Origin of the sequence: Glutamicibacter sp. 363 (assembly GCF_052379505.1) — a bacterium.
Taxonomy (GTDB): domain Bacteria; phylum Actinomycetota; class Actinomycetes; order Actinomycetales; family Micrococcaceae; genus Glutamicibacter.
Window position 1 is genome coordinate 32,925 of record NZ_JBQSYR010000015.1, and the last position, 24,277, is coordinate 57,201.

At 58.6% G+C, this 24,277-nt stretch carries 20 protein-coding genes; all 20 read left to right on the forward strand.

Annotation, left to right across the window (positions count from 1 at the left end):
• Positions 1–434: 434 nt before the first annotated feature.
• Positions 435–3,941, forward strand: a complete 3,507-nt coding sequence (rpoB, locus tag ACT3UA_RS10655; protein ID WP_096283782.1) for a DNA-directed RNA polymerase subunit beta — start codon at positions 435–437, stop codon at positions 3,939–3,941.
• A gap of 108 nt (positions 3,942–4,049) precedes the next feature.
• The gene (locus tag ACT3UA_RS10660) at positions 4,050–7,940 is read left to right on the forward strand and encodes a DNA-directed RNA polymerase subunit beta' (protein ID WP_444616373.1); all 3,891 of its coding nucleotides are present in this window, start codon (positions 4,050–4,052) and stop codon (positions 7,938–7,940) included.
• Between the two features lie 450 nt (positions 7,941–8,390).
• Entirely contained in the window at positions 8,391–8,765 is a 375-nt protein-coding gene (gene rpsL / locus ACT3UA_RS10665; RefSeq protein WP_096283780.1) for a 30S ribosomal protein S12, read from the forward strand.
• The gene (rpsG, locus tag ACT3UA_RS10670) at positions 8,765–9,235 is read left to right on the forward strand and encodes a 30S ribosomal protein S7 (protein WP_096283700.1); all 471 of its coding nucleotides are present in this window, start codon (positions 8,765–8,767) and stop codon (positions 9,233–9,235) included. Before rpsL ends, rpsG begins: the two co-directional genes overlap by 1 nt.
• A gap of 70 nt (positions 9,236–9,305) precedes the next feature.
• Complete coding sequence (gene fusA / locus ACT3UA_RS10675; RefSeq protein WP_096283698.1) at positions 9,306–11,420, forward strand: elongation factor G; 2,115 nt, start codon at positions 9,306–9,308, stop codon at positions 11,418–11,420.
• Between the two features lie 244 nt (positions 11,421–11,664).
• Positions 11,665–12,855 carry an elongation factor Tu gene (gene tuf, locus ACT3UA_RS10680; protein WP_096283696.1) on the forward strand — a complete coding sequence of 397 codons (1,191 nt, stop codon included), beginning with the start codon at positions 11,665–11,667 and terminating at the stop codon, positions 12,853–12,855.
• Between the two features lie 180 nt (positions 12,856–13,035).
• On the forward strand, positions 13,036–16,719 hold the full coding sequence (locus ACT3UA_RS10685; protein WP_096283694.1) for a hypothetical protein: 3,684 nt from the start codon (positions 13,036–13,038) through the stop codon (positions 16,717–16,719).
• A gap of 398 nt (positions 16,720–17,117) precedes the next feature.
• On the forward strand, positions 17,118–17,426 hold the full coding sequence (gene rpsJ, locus ACT3UA_RS10690; RefSeq protein ID WP_013349689.1) for a 30S ribosomal protein S10: 309 nt from the start codon (positions 17,118–17,120) through the stop codon (positions 17,424–17,426).
• Positions 17,427–17,446: 20 nt separating this feature from the next.
• Entirely contained in the window at positions 17,447–18,097 is a 651-nt protein-coding gene (gene rplC / locus ACT3UA_RS10695) for a 50S ribosomal protein L3 (protein ID WP_096283691.1), read from the forward strand.
• Positions 18,098–18,101: 4 nt separating this feature from the next.
• The gene (gene rplD / locus ACT3UA_RS10700; RefSeq protein ID WP_096283689.1) at positions 18,102–18,704 is read left to right on the forward strand and encodes a 50S ribosomal protein L4; all 603 of its coding nucleotides are present in this window, start codon (positions 18,102–18,104) and stop codon (positions 18,702–18,704) included.
• Complete coding sequence (gene rplW, locus ACT3UA_RS10705; RefSeq protein ID WP_096283687.1) at positions 18,701–19,003, forward strand: 50S ribosomal protein L23; 303 nt, start codon at positions 18,701–18,703, stop codon at positions 19,001–19,003. Before rplD ends, rplW begins: the two co-directional genes overlap by 4 nt.
• A 31-nt stretch (positions 19,004–19,034) precedes the next feature.
• Entirely contained in the window at positions 19,035–19,874 is an 840-nt protein-coding gene (gene rplB / locus ACT3UA_RS10710; RefSeq protein ID WP_096283685.1) for a 50S ribosomal protein L2, read from the forward strand.
• 12 nt (positions 19,875–19,886) lie between these two features.
• A complete protein-coding gene (rpsS, locus tag ACT3UA_RS10715) occupies positions 19,887–20,168 on the forward strand; it encodes a 30S ribosomal protein S19 (RefSeq protein ID WP_096283683.1) in 282 nt (93 codons plus the stop codon).
• Between the two features lie 58 nt (positions 20,169–20,226).
• Positions 20,227–20,592: a 50S ribosomal protein L22 gene (gene rplV / locus ACT3UA_RS10720; protein ID WP_096256898.1), complete on the forward strand. Its 366-nt coding sequence runs from the start codon at positions 20,227–20,229 to the stop codon at positions 20,590–20,592.
• Positions 20,593–21,378, forward strand: coding sequence for a 30S ribosomal protein S3 (gene rpsC / locus ACT3UA_RS10725; protein ID WP_096283680.1), 786 nt, complete (start codon positions 20,593–20,595; stop codon positions 21,376–21,378).
• Entirely contained in the window at positions 21,379–21,795 is a 417-nt protein-coding gene (gene rplP, locus ACT3UA_RS10730) for a 50S ribosomal protein L16 (protein ID WP_096283678.1), read from the forward strand.
• A gap of 2 nt (positions 21,796–21,797) precedes the next feature.
• On the forward strand, positions 21,798–22,067 hold the full coding sequence (gene rpmC, locus ACT3UA_RS10735) for a 50S ribosomal protein L29 (RefSeq protein ID WP_096283676.1): 270 nt from the start codon (positions 21,798–21,800) through the stop codon (positions 22,065–22,067).
• The gene (gene rpsQ, locus ACT3UA_RS10740) at positions 22,067–22,354 is read left to right on the forward strand and encodes a 30S ribosomal protein S17 (RefSeq protein ID WP_096256894.1); all 288 of its coding nucleotides are present in this window, start codon (positions 22,067–22,069) and stop codon (positions 22,352–22,354) included. Before rpmC ends, rpsQ begins: the two co-directional genes overlap by 1 nt.
• Positions 22,355–22,628: 274 nt before the next feature.
• The gene (locus tag ACT3UA_RS10745) at positions 22,629–23,702 is read left to right on the forward strand and encodes a sialidase family protein (RefSeq protein WP_096283674.1); all 1,074 of its coding nucleotides are present in this window, start codon (positions 22,629–22,631) and stop codon (positions 23,700–23,702) included.
• A gap of 27 nt (positions 23,703–23,729) precedes the next feature.
• The gene (locus ACT3UA_RS10750) at positions 23,730–24,221 is read left to right on the forward strand and encodes a hypothetical protein (protein ID WP_096283672.1); all 492 of its coding nucleotides are present in this window, start codon (positions 23,730–23,732) and stop codon (positions 24,219–24,221) included.
• Positions 24,222–24,277: the final 56 nt, after the last annotated feature.

The window sequence follows — 24,277 nt, forward strand, 5'->3', positions numbered from 1 at the left end:
ATCAGATGCCGAGTGGGCGTTGTGAGTAACAACACAGCAAGGCGGCGCGAAGCCCACGGGAAAGCGAGTGATTTCTGAGTGGCCGCGCTTCGAAACCCTGAGGTGGGTGATTATTTGCCAGTTCACGTGGGAAAACGCTTAGGCGTTGGAGGAACTGGGTTTGGCCGAGGTTGTCGCCGGGGCAGGCGTGCGCTTGCGAATTTCGAGAAATTTCCGGCGACCTAAAAAGGCGGCAAGAAACTATAGCACGAATCTCTCCGGCGGATATCGACAAGCTTAAAATACTCCGGTAGAGTAGAAATTTGCGCCATACCTGTTTGCGCGCGGCCTTCATATAGCGGTGGGTTCGCGTCGTCACACGAGGGCTTGTCCTATGACAGGCACCTTAGCACGGTTGGCGTTCGGAAACCTGACGGTCTTTGGAAGGATCCATCTTGGTCGCCTCGAGCAACCCTAACAACCAAACCGCTAGTTCGGCTCGCGATGCTGCATACGCTGGCCGACTTTCTTTTGCAAAGATTCACGAACCCCTTGAAGTGCCTAACCTGCTGGCATTGCAGACTGAGAGCTTTGACCGCCTCATCGGCAATGAACTCTGGAAGGCTCGTCTAGCCAAGGCCGAAGCCGCTGGTGACACCAGCGTGCCAGACACCTCGGGCTTGGCTGAAATCTTCGAGGAGATTTCCCCGATCGAAGACTTCCAGGACACCATGTCCTTGAGCTTCTCCGATCCGGAATTCGCTGACCCAAAGTACTCCATCGCTGAGTGCAAGGATCGCGACGCCACTTACGCGGCACCGCTGTATGTCAAGGCCGAGTTCATGAACAATGAAACCGGCGAGATCAAGCAGCAGACCGTCTTCATGGGCGATTTCCCACTGATGTCCGACAAGGGCACCTTCGTCATCAACGGCACCGAGCGTGTTGTTGTGTCGCAGCTGGTCCGTTCCCCTGGTGCGTACTTTGAGTCCGCTCCGGACAAGACCAGTGACAAGACCATCTACTCCTCGCGAATCATTCCTTCGCGCGGCGCCTGGTTCGAACTGGAAATCGACAAGCGCGACCAGATCGGTGTGCGCCTGGACCGTAAGCGCAAGCAGTCGGTCACCGTGTTGCTCAAGGCCCTTGGCTGGAGCGAAGAGAAGATCCTGTCCGAGTTCGGTCAGTACGACTCGATGCGTGCCACCTTGGAAAAGGACAACATCAAGGACCAGAACGAAGCGCTTCTGGATATCTACCGCAAGCTGCGTCCGGGCGAGCCGCCAACGGTTGATGCCGCACAGGGTCTGCTGCGCAACATGTACTTCGAGCCAAAGCGCTACGACCTGGCCAAGGTTGGTCGTTACAAGATCAACCGCAAGCTGGGTGTCGAGACTCCGGTTGACGCCGAGAGCCCTGCCGTTCTGTCGGTAGACGACATTGTCGCCATGATCCGCTACCTCGTTGCATTGCACGCAGGCGAGAAGACCATCTCCGGCACCCGCAAGGGCGAGATCATCGACGTATCGGTTAACGTGGACGACATCGACCACTTCGGCAACCGTCGTATCCGCGCCGTGGGCGAGCTGATCGAGAACCAGATCCGCACCGGTCTTTCGCGTATGGAGCGTGTTGTGCGCGAGCGCATGACCACCCAGGACGTCGAAGCGATCACCCCGCAGACGCTGATCAACATCCGCCCGGTGGTAGCTGCCATCAAGGAGTTCTTCGGTACTTCGCAGCTCTCGCAGTTCATGGACCAGAACAACCCGCTAGCCGGCCTGACCCACAAGCGCCGCTTGTCGGCACTGGGCCCAGGCGGTCTGTCCCGTGACCGCGCAGGCATGGAAGTTCGCGACGTTCACCCGTCCCACTACGGACGTATGTGCCCAATTGAAACTCCCGAAGGCCCGAACATTGGCCTGATCGGTTCGTTGGCTACCTACGGCCGGATCAACTCCTTCGGCTTCATCGAAACCCCTTACCGCAAGGTAGTGGACGGCGTCGTCTCCAACGAGGTCGAGTACCTGACCGCAGATGACGAGCTGCAGCACTTCATCGCACAGGCCAACGCTCCGCTGGGTGAAGACGGCCGCTTCGAAGAAGACGCCGTGTTGGTCCGTGAAAAGGGCGGTGGCGGCGAGCCCGTCATCGTTGAGCCGAGCGAAGTGACCTTCATGGACGTTTCGCCGCGCCAGATGGTGTCGGTTGCCACCGCGCTGATTCCATTCCTCGAGCACGATGACGCGAACCGCGCACTGATGGGCGCCAACATGCAGCGCCAGGCTGTGCCGCTGTTGGCTTCCGAGTCGCCACTGGTTGGTACCGGCATGGAGAAGTACGCCGCAATTGACGCCGGCGATTCCGTGGTCGCACTGAAGCCAGGTGTTGTCACCGAGGTTTCCGCAGACCTGGTTGTTGTCATGAACGATGACGGCACCGAGTCGATGTACCCGATCATGAAGTTCGCACGCTCGAACCAGGGCAACGCGTACAACCAGCGCGTACTGGTCACCGAGGGCGATCGCCTGGAATTCCAGTCGATCATCGCTGACGGTCCTTCGACCGACAAGGGCGAGCTATCCCTGGGTAAGAACCTGCTCGTGGCATTCATGTCATGGGAAGGGCACAACTTCGAGGATGCGATCATCCTTTCGCAGCGCATGATCTTCGAGGACGTGCTCACCTCGATTCACATCGAAGAGCACGAAGTCGATGCCCGCGACACCAAGCTTGGTGCCGAGGAAATCACCCGCGATATCCCGAACGTCTCCGAGGACATCCTCTCCCAGCTTGATGACCGCGGCATCGTGTACATCGGCGCCGAGGTTGAAGCAGGCGACGTCCTGGTTGGCCGTGTCACTCCTAAGGGCGAGACCGAGCTGACCCCGGAAGAGCGCCTGCTGCGCGCGATCTTCGGTGAGAAGTCCCGCGAAGTGCGCGATACCTCGCTGAAGGTGCCGCACGGCGAGTCCGGTACCGTCATCGGCGTGCGCATCTTCGATCGCGACAACGATGATGACCTGTCCCCAGGCGTGAACCAGCTGGTCCGCGTGTACGTGGCACAGAAGCGCAAGATCACCAACGGTGACAAGCTTGCCGGCCGCCACGGCAACAAGGGCGTTATCTCCAAGATTCTGCCACTTGAGGATATGCCTTTCCTCGAGGACGGAACCGCGGTTGACGTCGTGTTGAACCCACTGGGTGTGCCAGGTCGAATGAACGTCGGCCAGGTTATGGAAATCCACCTGGGTTGGGCTGCCAAGCAGGGCTGGAATATCGAGAACGAGCCGGCTTGGGTGCGAAACCTGCCGAACCTGCCTCGCCAGTCCGGTCCGACCACCGTGTCCACCCCGGTCTTCGACGGTGCCTCGGAAGAGGAAATCCGCGGAATCCTGGATTCGACGAACGTCACTCGTGACGGTGAGCGTCTGATCGGCAACACCGGTAAGACCCGCCTGTTCGACGGTCGTTCCGGCGAGCCATTCCCGGATCCGGTATCCGTTGGCTACATGTACATCTTGAAGCTCCACCACCTGGTGGACGACAAGATCCACGCACGTTCCACCGGTCCATACTCCATGATTACCCAGCAGCCACTTGGTGGTAAGGCCCAGTTCGGTGGCCAGCGCTTCGGTGAGATGGAAGTTTGGGCCCTGGAAGCTTACGGCGCCGCTTACACCCTGCAGGAACTTCTGACCATCAAGTCGGATGATATCCACGGTCGTGTGAAGGTCTACGAAGCCATCGTCAAGGGCGAGAACGTTCCGGAGCCAGGTGTTCCAGAGTCGTTCAAGGTGCTCATCAAGGAAATGCAGTCGTTGTGCTTGAACGTTGAGGTACTTGGTACCGACGGCAACACTATCGAAATGCGTGAATCGGACGAGGAATCGTTCCGTGCAGCGGAAGAGCTGGGCATCGACCTTTCCCGGTCGGAGCCAAACTCCGTAGAGGAGGTCTAGGTTCCACCGCTGCCTTGAGCGGCCCGCGGGCCCAGCGAGCGTAGCGGCTCACCAAGACTTACTTATTCGTATCGACTTCAGACACCAAAGAAGAGAGAAAAGGACCCTATGTCCAGCGATTCCTCATTCGGCCTCATGCGCATTGGCCTTGCTACCGCAGAAGAAATTCGCGGTTGGAGCTACGGCGAAGTCAAGAAGCCGGAAACCATTAACTACCGCACCCTGAAGCCAGAGAAGGACGGACTTTTCTGCGAAAAGATCTTCGGCCCTTCCCGGGACTGGGAATGCTACTGCGGTAAGTACAAGCGTGTACGTTTCAAGGGCATCATCTGTGAGCGTTGTGGCGTCGAGGTGACCCGCGCTAACGTTCGTCGTGAGCGCATGGGACACATCGAGCTTGCCGCTCCAGTGACCCACATCTGGTACTTCAAGGGCGTTCCATCGCGTTTGGGCTACCTGCTGGATCTGGCTCCGAAGGACCTCGAAAAGGTCATTTACTTCGCTGCCTACATGATCACCAGCGTCAACGAAGAACGTCGCCACGCCGAATTGCCTAACCTGCAGGCCCAGCATGATCTGGAACTGCGCAACCTGGCAAACAACGCGGAAGCCGACAAGAAGGCCATCGCCGCCGAGCTCGAAACCGAGCTGGAGCGCATGGAGGCCGACGGTGCCAAGGGCGCCGAGCTGAACAAGGCTCGCACCCTGGCAGAGAAGACCGTGCTGCAGATCGACAAGCGCGCGAAGCTCGAAGCAGAGCGCCTGCGTGCGGTCTGGGAACGCTTCAAGGGCCTGAAGGTCGCTGACCTTGAGGGCGATGAAGGCCTGTACCGCACCATGCGTGAGAAGTACGGACTGTTCTTCGAAGGCTCCATGGGTGCAGAATCGATCCAGAAGCGCCTGCAGAACTTCGACCTTGCCGGCGAAGCCGAACTGCTCAAGAAGATCATCGACGAGGGCAAGGGCCAGAAGAAGGCCCGTGCACTGAAGCGCCTGAAGGTGGTTAACGCCTTCCTGGTCAACCAGAACTCGCCAGAGGGCATGGTGCTGGATTCCGTTCCGGTGATCCCACCAGAGCTGCGTCCGATGGTTCAGCTCGACGGTGGCCGTTTCGCCACCTCGGACCTGAACGACCTGTACCGCCGCGTGATCAACCGCAACAACCGCCTCAAGCGCCTGCTGGATCTCGGTGCCCCCGAGATCATCGTGAACAACGAAAAGCGCATGCTCCAGGAAGCTGTTGACTCGCTGTTCGACAACGGTCGTCGTGGCCGTCCGGTCACCGGACCGGGTAACCGCCCGCTGAAGTCCCTGAGCGACATGCTCAAGGGCAAGCAGGGTCGTTTCCGCCAGAACCTGCTCGGCAAGCGTGTTGACTACTCGGGCCGTTCGGTCATCGTGGTTGGTCCGCAGCTGAAGCTGCACCAGTGTGGTCTGCCTAAGCAGATGGCCCTGGAGCTCTTCAAGCCGTTCGTGATGAAGCGCCTGGTTGACCTCAACCACGCACAGAACATCAAGAGCGCCAAGCGCATGGTCGAGCGTTACCGCCCACAGGTTTGGGATGTTCTCGAAGAGATCATCACCGAGCACCCGGTACTGCTGAACCGTGCACCTACCCTGCACCGTTTGGGCATCCAGGCGTTCGAACCTCAGCTGGTCGAGGGCAAGGCATTGCAGCTGCACCCGCTGGTTTGTGCTGCCTTCAACGCCGACTTCGACGGTGACCAGATGGCAGTCCACCTGCCGCTGAGCCCAGAAGCCCAGGCCGAAGCGCGCATCCTGATGCTGTCCTCGCACAACATCTTGAAGCCTTCGGACGGCCGCCCGGTGGCACTTCCTTCGCAGGATATGATCATCGGTCTGCACCACCTGACCACCAAGCGCGCTACCGAAGCCGGTGCCGGACGCACCTTCACCTCGGTTGCCGAAGCCATTATGGCAATGGACCTGCGTGAGCTGCACCTGAACGCACCGGTCAAGATCCGCGTACCGAACTTCGTTCCTTCCGAGGAGCAGCCAGCTCCGGAAGGCTGGGAGCCAGGCACCGATGCGCTCTTGGAGACCTCGCTGGGCCAGGTGTTGTTCAACGACACCCTGCCAGCGGACTACCCATGGGTTGCCCACGTGACCGGCAAGGATGCGCTTTCGGAGATCGTCAACGATCTGGCCGAGCGCTACCCGAAGATCACCGCCGCCGAAACCCTGGATAACCTGAAGGATGCCGGTTTCTACTGGGCAACCCGCTCGGGAGTCACCGTGGCAATCTCGGATATTACCTCGAATATGGACAAGGCAGCCATCCTTGCTCCTTACGAGGTTCGTGCCGCAAAGGTTCAGGCTTCGTTCGATAAGGGCTTGATTGCCGATACCGAACGCCGCCAGGACCTGATCGACATCTGGACCAAGGCTACCGATGAGGTTGCCGAGGCGATGAAGAACGGCATGGAAGAGCTGAACACCATTAACCGCATGGTGACTTCCAAGGCTCGTGGTAACTACCTGCAACTGCGGCAGATCGCCGGTATCCGTGGTCTGGTGTCCAACCCTAAGGGTGAAATTATTCCTCGCCCGATCAAGTCTTCGTACCGCGAAGGCCTGTCGGTTCTGGAGTACTTCATCGCGACCCACGGTGCCCGTAAGGGTCTGGCCGATACCGCGTTGAAGACCGCTAACTCGGGTTACCTGACCCGTCGTCTGGTGGACGTTTCACAGGACGTTATCGTGCGCGAAGAAGACTGTGGCACCCGCCGCGGCCTGACCGTGCCGATCGCCAACAACTCCGTTGGTGTGCGCATGATGCACGAAACCGTCGAGAACTCGGCGTACACCCGCACCCTGGCCACCGAGGCCAAGGACGCGGAGGGCAAAGTGCTGGCAGCAGCCGGCGCCGATGTGGGCGACGTGCTCATCGACCAGCTGTACGCAGCCGGCGTCGATGAGATCCGTGTCCGCTCCGTGCTGACCTGTGATTCGGCCGTGGGAACCTGTGCTCTGTGCTACGGTCGCTCGCTGGCCAGCGGCAAGACCGTGGACATCGGCGAGGCCGTCGGCATTATCGCCGCACAGTCCATCGGTGAGCCTGGTACCCAGCTGACCATGCGTACCTTCCACACCGGTGGTGTTGCATCGGCCGACGATATTACCCAGGGTCTGCCTCGTATCCAGGAACTGTTCGAAGCCCGTACCCCTAAGGGTGTGGCTCCGATGTCCGAGGTCACCGGTCGCGTGTCGATCGAGGACGACGAGAAGCAGCTGCGCGTTGTGGTCACTCCAGACAACGGCGACGAGAAGCAGGCCTACCCGGTTCTGCGTCGTGCTCGCCTGTTGGTTGAAGAGGGCGAAAGCATCATCGCCGGTACTCAGCTCACCAGCGGTACCTTGGATCCGAAGCAGGTTCTTCGAGTCCTCGGCCCACGTGAAGCTCAGAAGTTCTTGGTCCGTGAGGTCCAGGATGTGTACCAGTCCCAGGGTGTAGGCATCCACGATAAGCACGTGGAAGTCATCGTCCGCCAGATGCTGCGTCGCGTCACCGTCATCGAATCCGGCGAAACCGACTTGCTTCCGGGCGAGCTGGCCGACCGTTCGCGCTTCACCGCTGCGAACAAGAAGGCAGTCACCGAGGGCAAGCGCCCGGCCGCCGGTCGTGACGAGATGATGGGTATTACCAAGGCATCGCTTGCCACCGATTCATGGCTGTCGGCTGCTTCCTTCCAGGAAACCACCCGCGTCCTGACTCAGGCTGCGATGGAAGGCAAGTCGGATCCATTGCTGGGTCTGAAGGAGAACGTGATCATCGGTAAGTTGATCCCGGCCGGTACCGGTTTGGATCGCTACACCCAGATCAACGTCGAGCCAACCGACGAAGCAAAGGCAACTTTGTTCACCGGTTCTTCGGCCTTCTCTTCGGGCCTGTACGACGATGCGCTGGAGGGCAACCTTTCGCCAGAGTTCCAGGCCATCTCGATGGACGACTACGACCACGGTTCGGACTTCCGCTAAACACGGATTCTGACTAGTTAGTCAAAACGCCCGCCGGTACCTCGTGTGCCGGCGGGCGTTCCATTTAAGCGCAGACCAATTAGTAGATAGATCAGTGGGGGAATAGTCCACTAAAGCTGCCGCGCCAGAGGCGAGGCTGCTGGATTCACCCCGTGGTCACCTGCGGTATCGCCGCCGTTCAGCTTGGCTCGATAGGATCAGTGCATTGGTGAGATAGCTTACGGAAACTAGAGCGATGGCGGTTTAATGCTAGACTGAGATCAATTGTTTTAGGTGTGGCAAAATGGACTCGGTCCGGGTTGCGGGCAGGTTGCGCAACAAATGCCACACTTTCGCACGCCTAGGGACTTTCCGTTCCTGTTGGCCGCAAAGCAAGCAGCTAGCTCCACAACTTCGCAGATCCTGTTCGGTTGTGGTGCCGACAAACTTAGACAATGGAAGGACACGAAAGTGCCTACTATTCAGCAGCTGGTCCGTAAGGGCCGCTCGCCTAAGGTCGTCAAGACCAAGGCTCCTGCCCTCAAGGGCAACCCAATGCGTCGTGGCGTATGCACCCGTGTGTACACCACCACCCCGAAGAAGCCTAACTCGGCTCTGCGTAAGGTCGCACGTGTGCGCCTTGCCGGTGGCATCGAAGTTACCGCTTACATTCCAGGTGTCGGACACAACCTGCAGGAACACTCCATCGTGCTCGTTCGCGGTGGTCGTGTAAAGGACCTCCCAGGTGTTCGTTACAAGATTGTACGTGGTGCTCTTGATACTCAGGGTGTTAAGGGTCGTAAGCAGGCTCGTTCCAGCTACGGCGCGAAGAAGGATGGTAAGTAATGCCTCGTAAGGGTCCGGCGCCAAAGCGCCCACTAGTTTCTGATCCGGTCTTCGAATCCCCATTGGTCACTCAGCTGATCAACAAGGTTCTCGTCGACGGCAAGAAGTCCACTGCAGAGCGCATTGTTTACGGTGCACTCGAAGGTGCGGCCGCAAAGTCCGGCACCGACGCTGTGACGACTCTCAAGAAGGCCATGGATAACATCCGCCCGGCCCTCGAGGTTCGTTCACGCCGTGTTGGTGGCGCTACTTACCAGGTTCCCGTCGAGGTCAAGCCAGGCCGCGCAACCGCACTTGCACTGCGCTGGTTGGTTGGCTACTCGAAGGCTCGCCGCGAGAAGACCATGATCGAGCGTTTGATGAACGAGATCTTGGATGCATCGAACGGTCTGGGTGCCGCTGTGAAGCGTCGCGAAGACACTCACAAGATGGCCGAGTCCAACAAGGCCTTCGCCCATTACCGCTGGTAAGAACCGCTTGGAATTGCTGGGTGTCAAAAGGCACCCAGCCAATCCTAGCCTCACCTTTTAGGGAGACAACGTGGCACAGGACGTGCTTACTGACCTGAATAAGGTCCGAAATATCGGCATCATGGCACACATCGATGCTGGTAAGACCACTACTACTGAGCGCATCCTGTTCTACACGGGTGTGAATCACAAGCTCGGTGAGACCCACGACGGTGCGTCGACCACCGACTGGATGGAGCAGGAAAAGGAACGCGGTATCACCATTACCTCCGCGGCCGTGACCTGTTTCTGGAACAACAACCAGATCAACATCATCGACACCCCTGGCCACGTTGACTTCACCGTTGAGGTGGAGCGCTCGCTGCGCGTGCTCGATGGCGCCGTTGCCGTGTTCGATGGCAAGGAAGGCGTTGAGCCTCAGTCTGAGACCGTTTGGCGTCAGGCTGACAAGTACAACGTTCCGCGTATCTGCTTCGTCAACAAGATGGACAAGCTGGGCGCTGATTTCTACTTCACCGTAGATACGATCGTCAAGCGCTTGGGTGCCAAGCCATTGGTGATGCAGCTGCCTATCGGCTCCGAGCACGAATTCACCGGTGTGGTCGACTTGATGACCATGAAGGCATTCGTCTGGGAAGGCGACTCCAAGGGTGACGTCACCATGGGTGCCGCCTACGAGACTCGCGAAATTCCTGCAGACATGCAGGCTAAGGCCGACGAGTACCGCGCCAAGCTGGTTGAGGATGTCGCCGAGGGCTCTGACGAGCTCATGGAGAAGTTCCTCGAAGGCGAAGAGATCAGCAATGATGAGCTCAAGGCCGGCATTCGCAAGATGGTCATCAACTCGGAGATCTACCCGGTCTTCTGTGGTTCGGCCTTCAAGAACCGCGGCGTGCAGCCAATGCTCGACGCAGTGATCGATTTCCTGCCAAACCCACTTGACGTGGGCGCCATGGTGGGCCACGATCCAAAGGACGAAGAGGTCGAGCTGACTCGCGAGCCTTCCGAGGATGCACCATTCTCGGCACTGGCTTTCAAGATCGCCGCGCACCCATTCTTCGGCCAGCTGAACTTCATTCGCGTTTACTCGGGCAAGGCATCATCTGGTACCCAGTTGCTGAACTCGACTAAGCAGAAGAAGGAACGCGTTGGCAAGCTCTTCCAGATGCACTCCAACAAGGAGAATCCGGTTGACGAGATCCACGCAGGTCACATCTACGCCGTGATCGGCCTGAAGGATACCACCACCGGTGATACCCTTTGCGATCCAGCGAACCCGATCGTGCTTGAGTCGATGTCGTTCCCAGCACCAGTGATCTTCGTGGCCATCGAGCCTAAGACCAAGGGTGACCAGGAGAAGCTGTCGACCGCTATCCAGAAGCTGTCTGCGGAAGATCCGACCTTCACCGTTTCGTTGAACGACGACACCGGCCAGACCGAAATCGGCGGCATGGGCGAGCTTCACCTGGATATCCTGGTGGACCGCATGAAGCGCGAATTCCGCGTGGAAGCCAACGTGGGTAAGCCACAGGTCGCGTACCGCGAAACCATCAAGAAGGCTGTGGAGAAGGTTGACTTCACCCACAAGAAGCAGACCGGTGGTTCGGGCCAGTTCGCAAAGGTCCAGGTTTCGTTCGAACCTCTAGAGGTTGTCGACGGAGTTACCTACGAGTTCAAGAACGCCGTCACCGGTGGTCGTATCCCTCGTGAGTACATCCCATCCATCGACGCCGGTATCCAGGACGCCATGCAGTACGGCATCCTTGCTGGTTACCAGATGGTCGGCGTGAAGGCTACCGTCATCGACGGTGCTTACCACGACGTTGACTCCTCGGAAATGGCGTTCAAGATCGCTGGCTCACAGGTATTCAAGGAAGGCGCACGCCGCGCTAACCCAATCCTGCTTGAACCACTGATGAGCGTGGAAGTTCGTACCCCGGAAGAGTACATGGGCGACGTTATCGGCGACCTTAACTCCCGCCGTGGCTCGATCACCGAGATGTCCGATGCAGCTGGCGTGAAGGTTATCAATGCCCACGTGCCACTGTCGGAGATGTTCGGCTACATTGGTGACCTGCGGTCAAAGACCCAGGGTCGTGCAGTGTACTCGATGACTTTCCACAGCTACTCTGAGGTCCCGAAGGCAGTTGCCGAAGAGATCATCCAGAAGGCCCGCGGCGAGTAATCGTCTAGGAACCAAACTTGGCCGTGACCCCGCCAGTGTGGGGGAGTGGCCGATCGCGAAGCCGGCTTTATTGCCAATGAAGCCGGCCTCGCAAACGGCCAACGAGGGATTTGCATCACATGCAGGGCCCGCGCAGGACCGAAATTTTCGTAAATATCCAAGCCCCCAGTAGACTGATTCCAGTTCGTTTGCGAATCGCGCAATCGTAAGTAAGTCTTCTGTAAAACGTTTCTAGGAGGAACCTGTGGCAAAGGCAAAGTTCGAGCGGACCAAGCCGCACGTCAACATCGGCACCATTGGTCACGTTGACCACGGTAAGACCACGTTGACCGCCGCCATCTCCAAGGTACTTGCTGACAAGTACCCTGATCTCAACGAGCAGCGCGACTTCGCGTCGGTTGACTCCGCTCCAGAAGAGCGCCAGCGCGGTATTACCATCAATATCTCGCACGTTGAGTACCAGACCGAGACCCGTCACTACGCACACGTTGACGCTCCAGGCCACGCTGACTATGTCAAGAACATGATCACCGGTGCGGCTCAGATGGACGGCGCAATCCTCGTGGTTGCTGCTACCGACGGCCCAATGGCTCAGACCCGCGAGCACGTTCTGCTTGCTCGTCAGGTTGGCGTGCCATCCCTGATGGTTGCACTGAACAAGTCCGACATGGTTGAGGACGAGGAGCTCCTTGAGCTCGTCGAGATGGAAGTTCGCGAACTTCTCTCCTCGCAGGGCTTCGATGGCGACGATGCACCAGTGATCCGCGTTTCGGGCCTGAAGGCTCTGGAAGGCGACGCTGAGTGGACCAAGTCCATCGAGGAACTGATGGAAGCAGTCGATACCTACATCCCGAACCCAGTTCGTGATCGCGATCGTCCATTCCTGATGCCAATCGAAGACGTCTTCACCATCACCGGTCGCGGTACCGTTGTGACCGGTCGCGCCGAGCGTGGCACCCTGAAGATCAACTCGGAAGTCGAAGTTGTCGGCATCCGTCCGATCCAGAAGACCACCGTTACCGGTATCGAGATGTTCCACAAGCAGCTCGACGAGGCATGGGCCGGCGAGAACTGTGGCCTGCTGCTTCGCGGTCTGAAGCGCGACGATGTCGAGCGCGGCCAGGTTATCGTAGCCCCAGGCTCGATCACCCCGCACACCGGCTTCGATGCCAACGTCTACATCCTGTCGAAGGACGAAGGCGGACGTCACAACCCGTTCTACTCGAACTACCGTCCGCAGTTCTACTTCCGCACCACCGACGTGACCGGCGTCATCACCCTCCCAGAGGGCACCGAGATGGTCATGCCAGGCGACAACACCGAAATGTCGGTTGAGCTGATTCAGCCAATCGCCATGGAAGATGGCCTCGGCTTCGCTATCCGTGAAGGCGGCCGCACCGTTGGTTCGGGCAAGGTCACCAAGATCACCAAGTAGTTCGCTGCTTAACTGATCTAGGCCAACTGGTCTGACAAAAAAGATCTCCACCACTTCTTCGGAAGAGGTGGAGATCTTTTTGCTTAACATCTGCGCGTTAAGTGCCAAGTATGTCAATGCAGTGGTCTAATTGGATTGCGTGGATATCCCTCTGCGAGTTCATCGATCTAAGGTCGCGGCATGTTCTGGTTCATCTTGGTTCTCCTGCTCGTGGCTGCCAGCTTCTTCATAGGCTTTCGCATTGGCCGCAGGAACCACACGGTGAACTCCGAGGCCAAGCAGCAAGCCTGGCAGGAAGGCTATAACGCCGCCACTAACTACGCGGCACGTACCGCCCAGCAGCCACCGGCGATGCCTTCGCACACCCAGCAGCCTTCCACGAACGCTCTGCCGCCACCGAGCCAAGAGGCGAGTAACTGGCCCCTGGAAGCCCCGGTGGCAAACCCCGCTGCACAGGTCTATGCCCGGCCGCCGGTCCAAGCACCCGCAGCGCCTGTCCGCCCGGTGAAGCAACTGACCCCGCGTGAACGGGAACTGCGCAATATCAACGTCACCCTCTACGTGGCCGCCCTGCTGATCGTGGCCGCCGGAGCCCTGTTCCTGAGTTTCGCATTACCGCCGCTGCCTAAACTCATCGCCTTGTTCGCATTGGCCGCGGCCTTTTACGGCGGAGGACTCTATGTGCACGGGGCAAAGCAGAATCTCAAGCCTGCCGCCAGCGCCTTCGCCGGAACCGGGATGGCCTTATTGCCTTTATCGGGAATCGCGACCTACCTGACGCTCCCGGTGCCGGCGGCAGTGGTGTGGCTGGTCTTCTCGGTACTGGGCACCCTTGCCGTGGGTTTCGCCACCCTCCGTTTACGCTCCCGGGTGCTAGCGTGGATTGCGGTCTTCGTAGTGGTCTCCACCACTATGGCTTGCGCGGCCACGGTGCAACGCGGCATCTTGTTCTACCTGCTCTTCTTACTGTTGCTCTCCCTGGTGCTGCTTGTCCTGGCCGTGCGCAGCGCAAAGGTACGCTCCTCGCTCTTCTACTCGGCCGTGTCCGCCACCGCGCAGTTGCTGCCGCTGTTGGTGCTCGGCCTGGCATTAGTCATGTTGACCACCTTGCATGCCCGCGACTTGGTGTGGGTGTTCTTCTTGGTGACCGCCCACCTGCTGCTCTCCATCAGATTGCTGGTGAGGTTCCGGCTGCATCGGCTCTACGCGGCACGCGTGAGCTTCATGCTGCTGATTTTCGCCACCGCAAATTACCTGGCCTGGGAACCACGGATTACCTGGGTGCTCATCGCGGTGCTTTGGGCGGCGCAGGCCTTGGCGATCACGCATTATGCGCAAGGTTATCGCCGGCTTTTCACGGTGCCAGCCAAATGGTGGCGGGCCGAACGGGTGCTCCTCTGGGTGCTGGTCTGCGCTTCAACGCTCGCGGTTATGCTCAATGCCAGCGGAGAACTCATTCCTTGGTGGTATGCGGTGCTGTTGATTCCCGTGCTTCAGCTCTTCGCGGTTCCAGCCTTGGGCAAGCGGGGAAAGATTGAAGCGGCCGCTATCGTGGCGCTGGTCCTGCTGGGGATCACCGCCAGTGACTGGTTTGCCTGGCGGGCATTGCCGGGGGTAGCCGTGGCGCTGGTGGGACTCACACTCGCGATGCGCAGCGAAACGGATCGCCGCTGGCATCTGGCGCTAGACCAGACCCGGTGGATCGGGTTCCTTGTCTTCGGCGGATTTGGCGGTCGCACGGTGCAGCAGATGCTGAGCGGTTTTGATCACCAAACGGGTAGGTCAAGCTGGTACGCGATGAACGTGTCGGAGAATGTCTCGCTGCAGCTAGCGTGGGTTGTGGGCCTGTGGGTACCTTTGTTTGCACTGTGGCTCATCTCGACGCTCCAAGGCGCTCGGCTAGCCGACCGGACTCGTGGGCAACTCATTCGTTTCGGTGCTTCCGCGCTGCTGGCGTTGATCACCCTGGGGTACATCGGATCTATGGTGAACCAGGTGGCTGGCGTGGATGCTGCTACGGCAAGCTTCCTTGGACTACCTGCCGGCAACTGGTTCTTCATAGGAATCCTCCTAACGTTGGCCAGCGTGATTCTGGCCGGTTGGCGCAACGATGGCTTCGGCCAGGAACGCGCAGTGCAAATACTGCGCACCATGGTGCTGGCAGCTAGTGGTGGGCTCTTCCTGCTCAGCTTCCAGGAGCCGCAAAACGCCCTGCCTTTCGTGGGACTTGTGAATCTATTCTTCTATCTGCGTGGCGCTCATCTGGTTCACTCACCACGCTGGAAGATGAGCTACGCCGGCGCCGCACAAATCACCTTCACCCTGAGCATCTGGTGGTTTGTGGACATGATGAATTTTGATTCCCATGGTCGCTTCGCGCTGCTGCTGGTATCGGTTATGGTGCCGCAACTGCTTCGCTTGTTCCTCGTCATGCGAACCGGACGCCGTTTGAGCCGAGAGATGCTGTGGATTACCGTCGGACTGGTTTGCCTGCTGCCGCTAGTCCTAGTCATCGGAGATGTGAGCTTTGGGCTGCATGACCGTGGCACCATGCTGTTGGGATTGAGCTTGTGGATCATTCATTCGGTGGCAGGGTACTTGGGCATCAGAGGGCAGTCCAAGCATGCAGAGTTCCTGCTCTTCGCAGCCATCATGGGACTGTGCGGCCTGTGCTATGTCCAAGGCGTGCAAAGCTTCTCAGCCACCGGCTGGATTCACGGACCGTGGTGGTCTGTGCAGATGATTCAGATTCTGCTCATGGCGCTGGCGCTGATCAGCCTGGGGATACAGTGGCGCTTGCGTGATTCGGCCACACTGCGCTTCGCGCCGATCTTTGGCACGGTCTTCGCGTTGTTCTGCATTGGGCTCGCAGCTCCCGCCCCCGGGTGGTTCGCGCTGATCTTCCTGATTGCCGCGCTGCAGCTCGGGCTTTTGGTTCACACCCGGAAAATCCCGTGGTTGGCGGCCGGCGCCGGTCTTGCATTGCTGGGAGCTATTGGCCAAGGCATCGAGTTCTGGCGGGGGACTAGGCCATCGGGCCTGCAGCCCTGGATGGACCCCACCTGGCAGCTGCTATTCACTGCAATGGTGCTGTTGATCATTTCGCTCTTGCATGGCCGGTTCGCCGAGCCGGTTCCACATTTTCCCCGCGAACTGGTGACCTCGCGCGGGGCCAGCGGAGCCGCTGCGCGTATCTATTTCGCGGCGATGATTCTAAGCACCCTGATCGCCGGGGCGTTGGTGCATTTCAACGATCTGCGGGCGGTGTGGATTAGTGCCGGTGCGGTGCTGATCTTTGGTGCCGCCGTTCTAGTTCGGATGTACGAATTGCCGACGCGCTGGCTTCGGTGGGGGAGCGATGTGCTGATAGTGCTCGGCGCATTGTTGGGCTTCAGCAGCTACAGCCAAATCATTCGCCTGCCAGATATCAGTTTCTTCTTCCTGTACTTCACGCTCGTTGCCGGCATCCTGGCCGTTCGCCACTTCATGGGCAAACGCTCGCCGGTGGCTCATGGGTATCTGGTCGCGGCCGCCGTTCTTGCCTCGCTGACCCAGTTGAGCACCCTGGCAGATGGCAATGGGACGGCGCAGGTCTTTAGCCTCTTCTTCTTTGCCGCATTAATCGTTCTCGGCCTGAAGCTGGGGCAGAAGCGCTACATCTGGTGGGGCGCGATCGCCATTACCGCGGCGGTGCTATGGTTCTTGCGGTACCTGGCATTCCTTTGGCTGGTGCTTGCCGGCATCGCGCTGATTGTCGCGGCGGTGCTCAAGCTGGTGCGCGTTGAACGCAAGCCCAAGAGCGAGGAGGCTGACCCGGGCGGCGCGGAGCGAGAGCGCCAAGATCGCGGCGATGCCGGTTCGTGAGGTCAAGATCACTGGGCTGAATCCGGGCAAAAGATTTGCGCCACGGCGGTCGACCTGTCAGACTAGATAAGTTGCTTGATTGCAACCCGATCCCCGCGAGGGGTAATCGGTAGTGGTTTGCGCGACCGGGATCGGCTCTCACCCAGGATAATGCCTGGGGTTCGGGATCGATACAACCGCTGCAAACCAAAAGACCTTCGCACAAAGTGAAAACCCTGTCGGTTTTGTCGTGACTAAAATTTACACGACACGCCCGACCGCGGGGGTCGGAGCCACCTGCGGGTGAGGAACCCGGATCTGATCCGGATTCAGTCGCAGCGTAAGGCGTGCCGGTCCGCAAGGGCCCGTATACAGGCACAGTAATTCTAGATAGTGCTAACAGAAAGAGGCATGACGCCATGGCGGGACAGAAAATCCGCATCCGGCTGAAGTCGTATGACCACGAGGTCATTGACGTTTCGGCCCGGAAGATCGTTGAGACGGTCACGCGCGCAGGCGCAACCGTAGTCGGCCCAGTGCCGCTGCCAACGGAAAAGAACGTGTACTGCGTTATCCGTTCGCCACACAAGTACAAGGACAGCCGTGAGCACTTCGAAATGCGCACGCACAAGCGTCTGATCGACATCGTCGATCCGACCCCGAAGGCTGTTGATTCGCTGATGCGTCTCGACCTGCCAGCGGATGTCAACATCGAAATCAAGCTTTAAGGGGAGGTGGCGAGAAAACTATGACCGCAACCCGTAATTTCAAGGGACTGTTGGGCACGAAGCTCGGCATGACCCAGGTTTGGGATGAAAACAACATTCTGATCCCAGTCACCGTCGTGCAGGCTGACAGCAACGTTGTCACCCAGCTAGTTAACGCTGAGCGTGATGGCTACACCGCAGTTCAGATCGGCTACGGCCAGATCGACCCACGCAAGGTCACCAAGCCACTGGCTGGTCACTTTGAAGCTGCCGGCGTGACCCCACGTCGTCACCTGGTGGAGCTGCGCACTGAAGATGCAGCCGAGTACACCGCTGGACAGGAACTGTCCGTCGAGCTGTTCAACGCAGGCCAGAAGGTCGACGTTGTAGGCACCTCGAAGGGTAAGGGCTTTGCCGGCGTTATGAAGCGTCACAACTTCAAGGGTGCTCCGGCTTCCCACGGTGCGCACAAGAACCACCGCAAGCCAGGTTCCATCGGCGGCGCATCGACCCCAGGTCGCGTTTTCCGTGGACAGAAGATGGCCGGTCGCATGGGTGCTGAGCGGGTAACCACTCAGAACCTGACCATTCACGCCATCGACGCTGAGAAGAACCTTCTGCTGATCAAGGGTGCCGTTCCAGGCGCTCGCGGTCGCGTCGTTCTCGTACGCACCGCCGTGAAGGGAGCATAAGTAAATGACTAAGGCACTTAACGTCGACCTGCCAGCAGGTATCTTCGACGTACAGACCAACGTCCCGCTGTTGCACCAGGTTGTCGTTGCACAGCTTGCTGCTGCCCGCCAGGGTACCCACAAGACCAAGGACCGCTCGGAAGTTTCCGGCGCCGGTCGCAAGCCGTTCAAGCAGAAGGGTACCGGCCGCGCCCGTCAGGGTTCGATCCGTGCTCCACACATGACCGGCGGTGGCATTGTCCACGGTCCAACCCCACGTGATTACTCGCAGCGTACCCCGAAGAAGATGAAGGCTGCTGCACTGCGCGGCGCCCTGTCTGATCGCGCACGCTTCGATCGTGTCCACGTGATCGAGAACCTGGTTGCCGGTGAAACCCCGTCGACCAAGGAAGCTCTGGCAACCTTGCGTTCGCTGACCGAGCGCAAGAACCTGCTCGTCGTCATTGACCGCGCGAACGATGTTGCAGCACTTTCGGTGCGCAACCTTGATTCCGTGCACGTCCTATACGTCGACCAGTTGAACACCTACGATGTTCTGGTTTCGGATGACGTAGTCTTCACCAAGGCTGCCTTCGAAGCACTGGTCCAGAAGGAGGAAGCCAAGTGAGCGTCTTCTCAAAGGCTCCGCACGATGTGGTCATCGCACCAGTCGTTTCGGAAAAGAGCTACGGCCTGATCGATGAAGGTCAGTACACCTTCTTGGTCGACCCACGTTCGAACAAGTCGGAAATCAAGAATGCCGTTGAAGCTATCTTCAACGTCAAGGTTGAGTCCGTAAACACCATGAATCGATCCGGTAAGCGCAAGCGCACCAAGTTCGGGTGGGGTGCACGCAAGGATACCAAGCGCGCAATCATCACCTTGAAAGAAGGATCGATTGACATCTTCGGCGGTCCGCTTTCCTAAGCGGAGACCACTTTAACGAGGAATAAGAAAAATGGGAATTCGTAAGTACAAGCCAACTACCCCGGGCCTTCGCGGCTCGTCGGTAGCTGACTTCGCAGAAATCACCCGATCGACTCCGGAAAAGTCGCTGGTTCGCCCGCTCACCAAGAGCGGCGGCCGTAACAACTCCGGTAAGATCACCACCCGACACAAGGGTGGCGGACACAAGCGTGCCTACCGCGTGATCGACTTCCGTCGTCACGACAAGGACGGCGTTCCGGCAACCGTTGCTCACATCGAGTACGACCCGAACCGCACCGCGCGTATCGCTTTGCTCCACTACATTGATGGAACCAAGCGCTACATCGTTGCTCCGAACAAGCTCCAGCAGGGCGACCAGGTTGAGGCCGGTCCAAACGCGGATATCAAGCCAGGTAACAACCTGCCGCTTCGCAATATCCCGGTTGGTTCCGTAATCCACGCGGTCGAGTTGCGTCCCGGCGGCGGTGCCAAGATGGCACGTTCCGCAGGCGCTTCGATCCAGCTGGTGGCTCGTGAGGGCCGCTTCGCTCAGCTGCGTTTGCCTTCGGGTGAAATCCGCAACGTTGATGTGCGCTGCCGCGCAACCATCGGCGAAGTTGGCAATGCCGAGCAGATCAACATCAACTGGGGCAAGGCCGGCCGCATGCGCTGGAAGGGCGTTCGCCCAACCGTGCGTGGTGTCGCCATGAACCCGATCGATCACCCACACGGTGGTGGTGAAGGTAAGACCTCCGGTGGTCGTCACCCGGTCAACCCTAATGGTAAGCGTGAAGGACGCACTCGTCGTCCGAACAAGGACAGCGACAAGCTTATCGTGCGTCGCCGTCGTACCGGCAAGAACAAGCGATAGGAGCCTGGAAACATGCCACGCAGCCTGAAGAAAGGCCCCTTCGTCGATCAGCACCTCTTCCTTAAGGTCGAAGCTGAAAACGAAAAGGGCACCAAGAACGTCATCAAGACGTGGTCCCGCCGTTCGATGATTATCCCGGACATGCTGGGACACACCATCGCCGTGCACGACGGTCGTAAGCACATTCCAGTGTTTGTCACCGAATCAATGGTTGGCCACAAGCTCGGAGAGTTTGCAGCCACCCGCACGTTCCGTGGCCACGTAAAGGACGACAAGAAGGGCAAGCGTCGCTAGGTCCCGTTAGGGATCTAGAGATGCTTACCCCTCTTCGAGAGACGAGAGAAGGAAAGCAATGGAAGCCAAGGCAATTGCGCGCCATATTCGCGTGACGCCTATGAAGGCCCGGCGCGTCGTCAACCTTGTTCGTGGTCTACAGACCAACGAAGCGCTGGCTATCCTGAAGTTTGCCCCACAGGCAGCTTCGGAGCCAGTGTACAAGGTTGTTGCATCGGCAGTGGCTAACGCCCGTGCCGCTGCAGACCGTGCAGGTGAAGCATTCAATGAGGACGAGCTGATCATCAGCGAAGCGTTTGTTGACGAAGGTCCGACCATGAAGCGGTTCCAGCCGCGAGCTCAGGGTCGCGCATTCCAGATCAAGAAGCGCACCAGCCACGTCACCGTGGTTGTTTCAACCCCGGAGAAGGGTGGGGAGAACTAAATGGGACAGAAGGTAAACCCGAACGGTTTCCGTCTCGGCATCACCACTGACCACGTTTCGCACTGGTTCGCCGATAGCAGCAAGCCAGGACAGCGCTACGCAGATTACGTAAAAGAAGACGTAAAGATCCGCGCATTGCTGTCCACCGGAATGGATCGTGCAGGCATCGCCCGCGTCGAGATCGAGCGCACTCGTGACCGTGTTCGTGTGGATATCCACACCGCACGTCCGGGCATCGTGATCGGCCGCCGCGGCGCCGAAGCAGATCGCATCCGTGGCGCACTGGAGAAGATGACGGCTAAGCAGGTTCAGCTGAACATCCTCGAGGTCAAGAACCCTGACATGGAGGCCCAGTTGGTCGCCCAGGGCATCGCCGAGCAGCTTGCTTCGCGTGTGGCTTTCCGCCGCGCGATGAAGAAGGCAATGCAGTCGGCAATGCGCGCTGGTGCCAAGGGCATCCGCGTTCAGTGCTCCGGTCGTCTTGGCGGTGCAGAAATGTCCCGCAAGGAGTTCTACCGCGAAGGTCGTGTGCCGCTGCACACCCTGCGTGCGAACATCGACTTCGGCAAGTTCGAAGCCAAGACCACCTTCGGCCGTATCGGCGTGAAGGTCTGGATCTACAAGGGCGACGTAACCGCCAAGGAACTTGCTGCACAGCAGGCCGCAGCAGCTCCGGCTCGCGGTGGCCGCGGCGGTGGCAACGATCGTCCACGTGGTGGAGAGCGTCGTCGTCGTCCAGAGCGTAAGGGCGCTGCAGCTCCGGCTGCGGAAGGAGGACAGGCTTAAATGCTTATCCCACGTCGAGTGAAGTTCCGTAAGCAGCACCACCCGAAGCGCTCCGGCGCTGCCAAGGGCGGAACCACTGTTGCTTTCGGTGAATACGGCATTCAGGCTCTTACTCCTGCTTACGTGACGAACCGTCAGATCGAGGCAGCTCGTATCGCGATGACCCGTCACATCAAGCGTGGCGGTAAGGTCTGGATCAACATTTACCCAGACCGTCCACTGACCAAGAAGCCAGCCGAAACCCGCATGGGTTCCGGTAAGGGTTCCCCGGAGTGGTGGGTTGCAAACGTAAAGCCAGGACGCATCTTGTTCGAACTTGATGGCGTTTCAGAAGAGGTAGCTAAGGAAGCATTGCGTCTCGCAATCCACAAGCTGCCATTGAAGGCACGCATCGTGCGTCGTGAGGGTGGTGAATAGGGATGACTATTGGTTCTAAGGATCTAAGCGTCGACTCCCTGGACGGCTTCGATAATACTCGTTTGAACGAGGAATTGAAGAAGGCCAAGGCAGAACTGTTCAACCTGCGTTTCCAGTCGGCTACCGGCCAGCTTGAAACCCACGGCAACCTGAAGGCTATCAAGCGCGACATCGCACGCATCTACACCGTAATGCGTGAGCGCGAGCTGGGTCTTCGTAAGGAAGTTGTTGTCCCGGTTGAAGAGACCAAGAAGGGCAAGGAAACCAAGTAATGAGCGAGAAGGATAACGTCGTGGACGCAGCTGTAGAGCGCAACGACCGCAAGACCCTCCGTGGTTACGTGGTTTCCGACAAGATGCAGAAGACCATCGTCGTTGACGTTGAGGACCGTGTTAAGCACGCCCTTTACGGCAAGGTCATGCGTCGCAACAAGAACGTGAAGGCTCACGACGAGAACAACGAAGCCGGCATTGGCGACTTGGTTGTAATCGCAGAGACTCGCCCATTGTCAGCAGACAAGAACTGGCGTCTCGTTGAGATCGTTGAGAAGGCTAAGTAAGCTTTCTCGGTGATTTCACGGATTACGTGAATAACTGAAAACGCCCCGGAGCACTGCGCAAGCGGCCCGGGGCGTTTTTTGTGCCCCCGGGTTGCGACTGCAGCAGAGTGCGTTATAACGGACTGCAGCTTGGTGCGAAGATTCCGCATTCACGTACTGGGGCCCATATCGATGTTCGCGGCAGACCGGCTGGTAGGGGACTACGGTGCTGATCAGTGCGTAATGACATCAATGAGGAGTTGATACATGCTCCCCGCCGCGGTAGACATGGAACATGTCAGATCGATCACCAAACTTTTCTTCGCAGATATTGGCAACTCGTGGCGTCAACGGACACCGCCAGTACCGCATCCCGGCTCTGGCCGTCACGACCGCTGGAACCGTACTCGCAGCCTACGATGGCCGCCCAAATCTTGACGATCTGCCAAACACTATCGATCTGCTACTTCGGCGAAGTACGGACCATGGCCTTTCGTGGGGCGCACAGCTGAATATCCGTACCGGCACCGGCCTGCAAGGCTTTGGCGACCCCAGCCTGATAGTAGATCAGCAGACCTCACGTATATTCTGTTTCCACGCTGCGGGCACTCATGCTGGCTTCTTTGAGTCCGTTGAAGGCATCGAGCCCGAGGATGCGGTGCAACATGTGGATCTCGCCTATTCGGATGATGACGGATTGAGCTGGCGATACCGCAGGATCACAGAACAGCTCAAACGCCCGGGGATCACTGGGATTTTTGCTGCCGCCGGTGCTGGCATTCAACTGACCCAAGGTCGCTTTGCCGGCCGATTGGTGCAGCAGATGGTGCTGCTTGAAAACGGCGTCATCAAAGCCGCCTCGGCCTATTCCGATGATCACGGGGAGACTTGGACGCTTGGCGAGTCTACGGCGGAGGAGGCCAATGAGAATAAGGTAGTCGAGCTTTCGGATGGTCGAGTCTTGCTGAACTCACGCGCACCAGGTCATCGGGTCCAAGCCGTATCCAGCGATGGTGGACACAGCTACGGGCCGCTAATTCCGGCCCCTTCACTGCCGGATCCTGGTGACAACGGCAGCATATTTTCTATCGAGAATGACAAGCCGAGACCTATCTTGTTGGCCACGAATAACCGCGATAGCTCACTTCGCCGCAACACCGTTCTGAGCGTGTCATTTGATGCAGGCACTCAATGGCAACCGGTCGCCTCAATATGTCCCGGAAGTTCTGCGTACTCCACGGGAACGCGTCTGGCAGATGGGGCACTCGGAGTTCTACTGGAGGACAATGGGTACACAAATATTGTTTTTGCGCGACTGGAATCGGCCGCGCTCAGCGAAAGCGCACTTCGTCGGGCCGCCGACACGTAAACGGATCTAGAAACGGGCCCATTCAACATGGTGCTGCGTTCTATAACTCCCGGGCAACCAGAAAAGTGGGTCAATGTCGGTGAATTCCATGTCATATCCGCCAATGCCGGTGAATGGGGGCATCATGCATGGAAAGAAGTTGGGCAGGGATACGCTGGCGGTGACCAGATCCTAGGTACGCGCGAAGCGCAGGAAGCCAACTACGGGGCGCCAAAGCAGGGTCTCCGGGCCGGCGATTTCCTCGCTTTTACGGGACGTTTTTCCAATGAAGGAAAGACTTCGCTCAAAGTTGCGCTGAATGGGAACTTTGATGGGGATCTCAACCAGCAGTTCCCTGAAGCAGTCGTGCCTCCGGGGAAGGCCATCAACTTTTTCACACCGACCTATACCCTCACATCCGCTGACATCGAGCGCGGATCGGCTGAGGTGCGTTGTTCACTCGATGCTGGTGATGATTCGTGGCACAACAACTTTGTCGCTGATACCGCTACCGGCATTATCCATCCGGCTCCCGCGTAAACGGTTTCACCGAACTTCGTAAGAACTGTTCAGCAGGCGTTCCCAGTCAGCTGCCA